Source organism: Microcoleus sp. F4-D5 (assembly GCF_036704885.1).
GTDB lineage: Bacteria > Cyanobacteriota > Cyanobacteriia > Cyanobacteriales > Microcoleaceae > Microcoleus.
On record NZ_JAUBSX010000147.1, the window covers coordinates 1 to 6,795 of the forward strand.

The window sequence follows — 6,795 nt, forward strand, 5'->3', positions numbered from 1 at the left end:
TTTCAAAGTCGTTAGAAAACCATATTGGTGCTATTTGGTATTTCATCCATCATTACAATACATCATTACTTATTTAGGGTTTGCTGAATAATCGATCGCCAACCAAGAGCAGGAGCGATGGATATCCTCTAGCTCGATTTAATATAAGTTTTTCTGTTTTAATTTGCTTCAGATATAATTGAACTTTATTCTCAATCTCAAAACAGGTGTTGTTTGGTCTGCTCGGCATAAAAACACACAAAAAAACCCGGTGCAACCAGGTAGAAAGGTTAATTACTAAAAAAGTAATTGCAATGGCTGTAGAGGAAGTATTACTAAGTTTTGCCATCACTCGGTTCAAGCTAAATCTTCGTTTACCCTGTCCAAATTTTCCTTCAATTGCCTGACGAATTTTTTCGTCTTCTGCGGCTTGCTTCTTTTTTTCTTTACTCACATTTGCTGGAGGTCTTCCTAGGGGAGGTCCACTCAGCCTAATTCCTCTTTCTTTGCACCATGCTCGGTTTTCACGCTTTACGATAAATGCGATCTGCGTGAACTGATGCAGGATAGTATCCTGTGAATCTATAATAGGCTTCAAATGAGTGCTTTTAAGTCCCCTGATTCATTAAAGTTATCCCAGCTTATTCGGTCTAAAAATACATACCCCTCAAAGCAACTGGCTGACAGTTTTGCTCCAAATTATACATTTGTTCCGGCTTTTCTTCTGACTATAGGACGGATGTAAGGTTGGCTTAAGCTTACTATTCTGTCCGATATGCTCTGTTTATTGTTTTCAAATAACCTTCTTCTGTTGCCGATAGACTTCTGTGACTACTAGTAAGGTTTTATATTGCTTTTTGAGCAAACTTATTAGGGAGGCACCTGAGTCTATTAGCTGTTCAATATGACCTAAATTTCTTTTGATATATTGCAATTGTTTTTTAATTGCCTGTCTTCTTTTGTTGCGAGAAGGTCGTTTTTGTTTGGCTATGAATAAGTAATATTTTCTGGCTTTTTTGCGGTAGGTTCTGGGTTTTTTGGGAATTGGATTTTTGAGGGATTTATAGAGGATGTCTATGATTTTTTCGCTATGAACTCGGGCTTGATTTAATAGTCCTATGTCGGTCGGATAGCTGATGTCGGCGGGGGCGCAGGTGGCATCTACAATCAGTTTTCCTCGATTTGATGACTCATTTTTTTCGTCCGAATCCTTTTTTTTTTCGGGTGGGCTTGGGGTGGTTTCTAGAATTTTTTCTATTGTGCGTTCGTTCACTTTATTGATTAGGTTCGCACCGATCCGTTGGCGGAAGTGAACTAATAGTGATGGGTCAAATGGCAGTTCATTACTGTATGTTAATTGACAGATAAAGTATTGTAGGTATGGGTTTTCGCGGATTTGTTCTACGGTTTCCCTATCGCTGATGCCCAGTTTTTCTTTGATGATTAATGCCCCCAATGCCATCCGAAAAGATTTGGCTGGCGCGCCCTTTTCTGTAGGGAAATTTTTAGCATATTCTGCTTCAAATTCATTCCAAGGGATGAGTGATGCCATTTTTACCCAACGGTTGTCTGCTGACAACTTTCCCCCGAAGGGCAGTTCAAACTCGGATGGGGAACTAAGAGCAAGCTCAACTTTTCGGTACACGTTCGTAGATGGTGATGCACGGGTTTTGACCTATTTTACCAGTCAATCTTGCACTTTACTATCGAGCGCACGCTCTCTTAACCTTTCGCCACGTAACGTGCGATCGATTATTCAGCAAGCCCTATTTAGCACTACCCTACCATCAACCAGATTTGCTTGTCCGTCGGTGACAACTTCATCACCCGCATCCAGACCTTTTTGGATAACAGTTAAGCCGTTGATTGTATTGCTGACAACTACAGGCACATTCTCGACTGTATCGTCTTCTTGGGCGACAAATACGAATTGTCCGTTCGGCCCTGTTTGTACAGCTTGTGAGGGAACAACAATCGCATTTGGTTGTTGACTTAATGTTAGAGTTTTGCTAACAAATTGACCTGGAAAAAGTTTGCCATCTGCGTTATTAAAGTCGCCAATCAGTTGAATTGAACCAGTGGCATTGTCAACCGTATTGTTCACAAATGACAAGGTTCCCGATATCGGACGATTGTTTCCGGCAAAGGTGACATCAACTTTAAGTTTGCCGTTTTCTGCGTATTTTTGGATGTCTGGGAGGTTGGATTCAGGCACCGAAAAGGCAACTTGAATTGGATTAATTGTGGAGATTGTCACCAAGGGTTTGTCGGTGCTTGCTTGCACCACATTGCCGATCGTCACCAGAATATTTCCGGCACGCCCGTCGATCGGCGCATAGACCTTGGTATAGGATGATTGCACCTGAGCATTTTTCAAGGCACCGCCGTCTGCACTCAACCCAGCTTGAGAACCCTCGATCGCGGCCCGATCGCCTTCCACGACAGCCCGAGCATTCTCAATGCCCACTAAATCGCTTTTGACCGCCGTCTCAGCATTCTCAATCCCTACTAAATCGCTTTTGACCGCCGTCTCAGCATTGGCGATCGCCACGAGATCGCCTTTGACGACAGATTCAGCATTGGCGATGCCGATGCGATCGCTCTTCACCGCCGTCTCAGCATTGGCGATCGCTTGCTGGTCAAGATCGACCGTTGCCGCAGCGGCTCGGCTGCTGGTAGCGTATTGTTGGGCTTGATCTTGACTGACTACTCCTTGTTTGTAGAGCTCTGCGTACCGCTGACTCTGGGCTTCGGCATATTGTGCTTGAGCTCGATCCTTGGTCAAGGTGGCGATCGCTTGTTTAACAGCACCTCGATCTTTTTCGAGCGTCATTTTGGCTTGTTCGACAAGTCCTCGGTCTTTTTGAAGAGTCGTTTTGGCTTGTTCGACAAGTCCTCGGTCTTTGTCCAGAGTAGCTTTAGCTTGCTCGACAAGTCCTCGGTCTTTGTCCAGGGTTGCTCTGGCTTGTTCGACAACTCCTCGGTCTTTAGAAAGGTTGGCTGTGGCTTGTTGCACCTGTGCTTGGCTTTTTGCTACGATTCCTTGAGCTTGCTGGATCGAGGCAGTTTGAGAGCGATCGTCGATCGAAAACAGCAGTTGTCCTTTCTTAACTTCTTGTCCTTTCTTGAAATAAACTCCTGTAATCCGCCCGCTAGCTTGTGGTGTCACCGAGACAATAGAACTCGATTGCACGTTGCCGATCGCTTGCAACTGTATCGGCACCGTTTTTTTCGTTACTGTTGCCACTGTCACCGGAGTCACTTGCAGTCTGCCGCTGCGGCTCGGTTTTTCCGCTTTAGGAACAGTCGATCGCACCCAAACCAAAAATCCCAACCCACCCACCAGCAGCAACCCCAGCACAAACAGCGCAATCCGCCCTTTCGCCAGCACCTTTTCCGTCGTTTGTTTGGCTGCAACACTTTCCGCCGGTTCGCTCTCCGGCAATGTTGGAGCTTCCTGAAAAACTTCGCGGAGAGCTTCTTTTGGAGTTTCGCTAACAATTTCTACGTTGTGCGTCGGTTGCTGGTTCAGCTTCAGATTTTCGTCAGAAACTTTAGGGCGAGTGCCATTCCGACTTTCACTAATCATTTCATCTAGCATCACAAACCTTTTTTGTAACTAACATCTTGCACTCTTCTCAAAAACAAGCTTTCCGGCCTGTTCTACAGGAGATGAATTTTCTTGTCTAACAGGCATCTTGCCTGTTAGTAAAAGGCTTATTAAAAATGGTGGAAAAGGTGAGCAACATCTCAGTTGTAACTAACCTTTTCTATCATTTATCATTCCCAAGAACAGGCAAGATGCCTGTTCCACAACACATCAATTTTCTTGTGGAGTAGCCCGGAGAACCCGCGCAAGTTTTGTATCAGTTTCGCACTGGAAGTTGCCCAATCAGAGCGTTATTGCGAACTTGTTTGAGACTGCTTTTGTCCCCGAGGATAAGCAGTCTTGAGAATGTCTTTAATTTTGGTATTTTGTTCGGCGGTGAGATTTAGCTCGGACAAAGCTTTCCGCATTTTTTCACCTGCCTTGACTTTCGTTTCTAACTGTTGTACCTGCTCGCGCGTCAACACCGCTTCGACTTGTTTGCGAAGTTCCTCGCGTTTCTGTGCGCGTTCTGCATCGGTTGCTTTCGGTTGCGCTGAACTTGGAATTCCAGTCGCCGCGACAGGTTGAGCAGTTTGAGTGGAAGCAGAATCCGCCTTCGCTCGATCGGAACTTACTGGATTGGTCGCCGTGGTGTCAGGTAGGGTAGCTTCCGAGGCATTGGATTGCGTACAAGCAGACAAACCGCCAATCAAAAGTGCACCGACGAGGAGAAATGCTGGTGCGATCGTTGTTCTTTTCATGATTTACTGCCTCTAATTAACCTTCACCACCAAATCTTATAGGCTAAAATCAGCCAGCGCATGACCCAAGACTCCTAACTTGACCAGTCAAAAAGCACTTTGCGGTTGTGACTTTTTTCCTAGTCCCAAATGCCAAAATCAGCCGAAAAGGCTCTAGCGCGATCGTTGGCAGATTCGCTAAGCTGCTACACATAACTTGTTTGTTATGGCAAAAGGGGAGCGCGGGAAGAGCGGGAGAGTGGGAGAGTGGGAGAGTGGGAGAATTGCTCAATGACCGATGACCGATGACCAATTCCCTCAACATTCATCCGTTAAATCCCGATTCACTGCGCGTTGCCGAACTTCCTTCTGAACACAAGGGGGTAACGTGTTTTTTGACTCCAAGATACCTTCTACAATTAGGTCAGCGACCTTGCTTGAATCGCTCCAGCTTTTGATGGGGAAAAGTTCTATGATTCGCTTGACCTATCCGTCCTTTCGTTTGTTGCTTTATTTGGAGTGGCTGCTGCTGGCGACGGCTGCCTTGATGGAAGTGCTGCATCCGTTTCAGTCGCTATGGTCGCCGCTGTTACGGGTTGGCGCGATCGCACTTTTCGGCGCGATCGGGTTGCGTTTGCCAACAGTTCGGTTAGGTAGAAAAGTTTTATTTACAGCCCTAGAATTTGGCTTGATTTTGCTGCCGATTGTCCGGGAAGGGTTATCGAGCCGATCGAGCTTTTTGCTTTTTCTCGTGCTGCTGATGCGGAGTTGTCTGATCTTCCGTAAGCCGGGGCAGGTGACAGTTTTGGGTTTAGCCCTGCTTTCCTATAGCTCGCTACTGTTATTAAAACCTATTTACCTGAAAAAGTCATTGCAACTGTTTGGGAATGGCGATTTAGCAATGTGTTATTATTTGGCTTGACATTAGTGTTCGCTTTATTGTTAATTAATGCGTTGATTGCGAAACGCCAAAGCCGAGAGCAATTAGAAATCGCTCACGATAAATTAGCCGTAACTCACGAACAACTCCGCCATTATGCACTGCGAATTGAAGACCAGGCAACTTTGCAGGAACGCAATCGGATTGCCCGCGAAATCCATGACGGACTCGGACACACCCTCGCGGCTCAAACGATTCAGCTCAATAATGCCCTATTGTTCTGGAAATCGGAGGATGAGAAAGCGCTGGAGTTTCTGAAACAGGCGAAACAACTCGGATCGGAAGCTTTGTTAGAAATTCGCAAATCTGTTTCGGTGTTGCGATCGAATCCTTTGCAAGGATTGTCGCTCGAAAGTGCGATCGACAAACTTCTCCAAGACTTTCAGCGCATGACTGCGATCGAAGTTTCCAACTCGATTCGCTTACCAGTTCTGCTATCTCAGGAAATCAATACAACACTTTACAGAATTGTGCAAGAATCGCTCACAAATATTCACAAACACGCTGATGCAACGGTGGTGACAGTTGGGTTGCAGCAACACGCAGGACAGATTTATTTGTCGATTGCTGACAACGGCAAAGGCTTCGACCCTGCACAAAATACCACTGGATTCGGACTCCAGGGAATGCGGGAACGAGTGGCCTCGGCAGGCGGTCAATTTGCGATTTACAGCAAGTCTGGAAACGGTTGCCGGATTTCGGTTTCTTTGCCCTCTCAAAACATATAGAACTCGGCAGAAAACCCGGCGGTTTAAACCGAGATATTGTAATGAACAGGCAAGATGCCTGTTCCACAAAGAATCAATTTCTTGTGGGGTGGGCATCTTGCCCGCCCTAAAAAACCTTATTAAAAATAGATTGTTTTCCCCACGCTAATTAATATGAGGATGGTTGTATGATTCGGATTTTGCTAGTGGACGATCGGCATATTATTCGCCGGGGAATCAAGAGTATTCTGGAATGCTATTCTGATATGCAGGTAATTGGTGAAGCTGAAAACGGACAGGAGGCGATCGCAAAAATTCCCATCCTACAGCCCGACATTGTGCTGATGGATATTCGGATGCCCGTGATGGATGGCGTAGCAGCAACCGGGGCGATCGCCCAATCTTATCCCGATACAAAAGTGCTGGTTTTAACCACATTTGATGACGATGAATATGTCAGTCAAGCAATGCGGCTGGGCGCAAAAGGCTACCTGCTCAAAGATACCGAACCCGAGGAACTTGCGTTAGCGATTCGCGCTGTTTATAAAGGACATACGCAACTCGGCCCGGGATGATTTGAGAAAGCCCTGATGACTCCTGCTGTAACCAATCCGACGGTTGTTTCTCCGCCAGAATTAGAGCAACTCACGCCCAGAGAATTAGAAGTTTTGCGTTTAATAGCTTCGGGCGCGAACAACCGAGAAATTGCTCAAACCTTATTTTTGTCGGAAAACACGGTAAAGAACTACGTAACGAATATTTTGAGCCCACATTCCGCACCCCAAACTGGCACATAGTCGGATTGAGGGGGTAAAAGTGAATCACCCGAGACAAGGGTGA

Annotated in this window: 4 protein-coding genes and 2 pseudogenes; 3 read left to right on the forward strand and 3 right to left on the reverse strand. The window is 46.0% G+C overall.

What is annotated here, in order from left to right; all coding sequences use genetic code 11:
* Window positions 1-73: 73 nt before the first annotated feature.
* The 3 genes and pseudogenes from QUA80_RS32655 to QUA80_RS32665 all read right to left on the reverse strand — a co-directional run bounded on the left by QUA80_RS32655 (window position 74) and on the right by QUA80_RS32665 (window position 4,329).
* Window positions 74-1,624 (reverse strand): annotated as a pseudogene (locus QUA80_RS32655) (IS5 family transposase).
* A gap of 111 nt (window positions 1,625-1,735) precedes the next feature.
* The gene (locus tag QUA80_RS32660) at window positions 1,736-3,580 is read right to left on the reverse strand and encodes an efflux RND transporter periplasmic adaptor subunit (RefSeq protein WP_333429064.1); all 1,845 of its coding nucleotides are present in this window, start codon (window positions 3,578-3,580) and stop codon (window positions 1,736-1,738) included.
* A gap of 299 nt (window positions 3,581-3,879) precedes the next feature.
* Window positions 3,880-4,329: a hypothetical protein gene (locus QUA80_RS32665; RefSeq protein ID WP_333429065.1), complete on the reverse strand. Its 450-nt coding sequence runs from the start codon at window positions 4,327-4,329 to the stop codon at window positions 3,880-3,882.
* Between the two features lie 451 nt (window positions 4,330-4,780).
* On the opposite strand from QUA80_RS32665, the gene QUA80_RS32670 reads away from it, so the two are divergent.
* From QUA80_RS32670 to QUA80_RS34050, 3 genes and pseudogenes are all read left to right on the forward strand, one after another.
* Complete coding sequence (locus tag QUA80_RS32670; protein WP_333429066.1) at window positions 4,781-5,230, forward strand: hypothetical protein; 450 nt, start codon at window positions 4,781-4,783, stop codon at window positions 5,228-5,230.
* A 5-nt stretch (window positions 5,231-5,235) separates the two neighbouring features.
* Complete coding sequence (locus QUA80_RS32675) at window positions 5,236-5,976, forward strand: sensor histidine kinase (RefSeq protein WP_333429069.1); 741 nt, start codon at window positions 5,236-5,238, stop codon at window positions 5,974-5,976.
* 167 nt (window positions 5,977-6,143) lie between these two features.
* A pseudogene (locus QUA80_RS34050) lies at window positions 6,144-6,752 on the forward strand (response regulator transcription factor).
* The last annotated feature ends 43 nt before the right edge of the window (window positions 6,753-6,795 follow it).

Bases quoted from the DNA above. Each gene is read 5' to 3' on its own strand.
- QUA80_RS32665 (WP_333429065.1), bottom strand. From the start codon at position 4,329: ATGAAAAGAACAACGATCGCACCAGCATTTCTCCTCGTCGGTGCACTT.
- QUA80_RS32660 (WP_333429064.1), bottom strand. From the start codon at position 3,580: ATGCTAGATGAAATGATTAGTGAAAGTCGGAATGGCACTCGCCCTAAA.
- QUA80_RS32670 (WP_333429066.1), top strand. From the start codon at position 4,781: ATGATTCGCTTGACCTATCCGTCCTTTCGTTTGTTGCTTTATTTGGAG.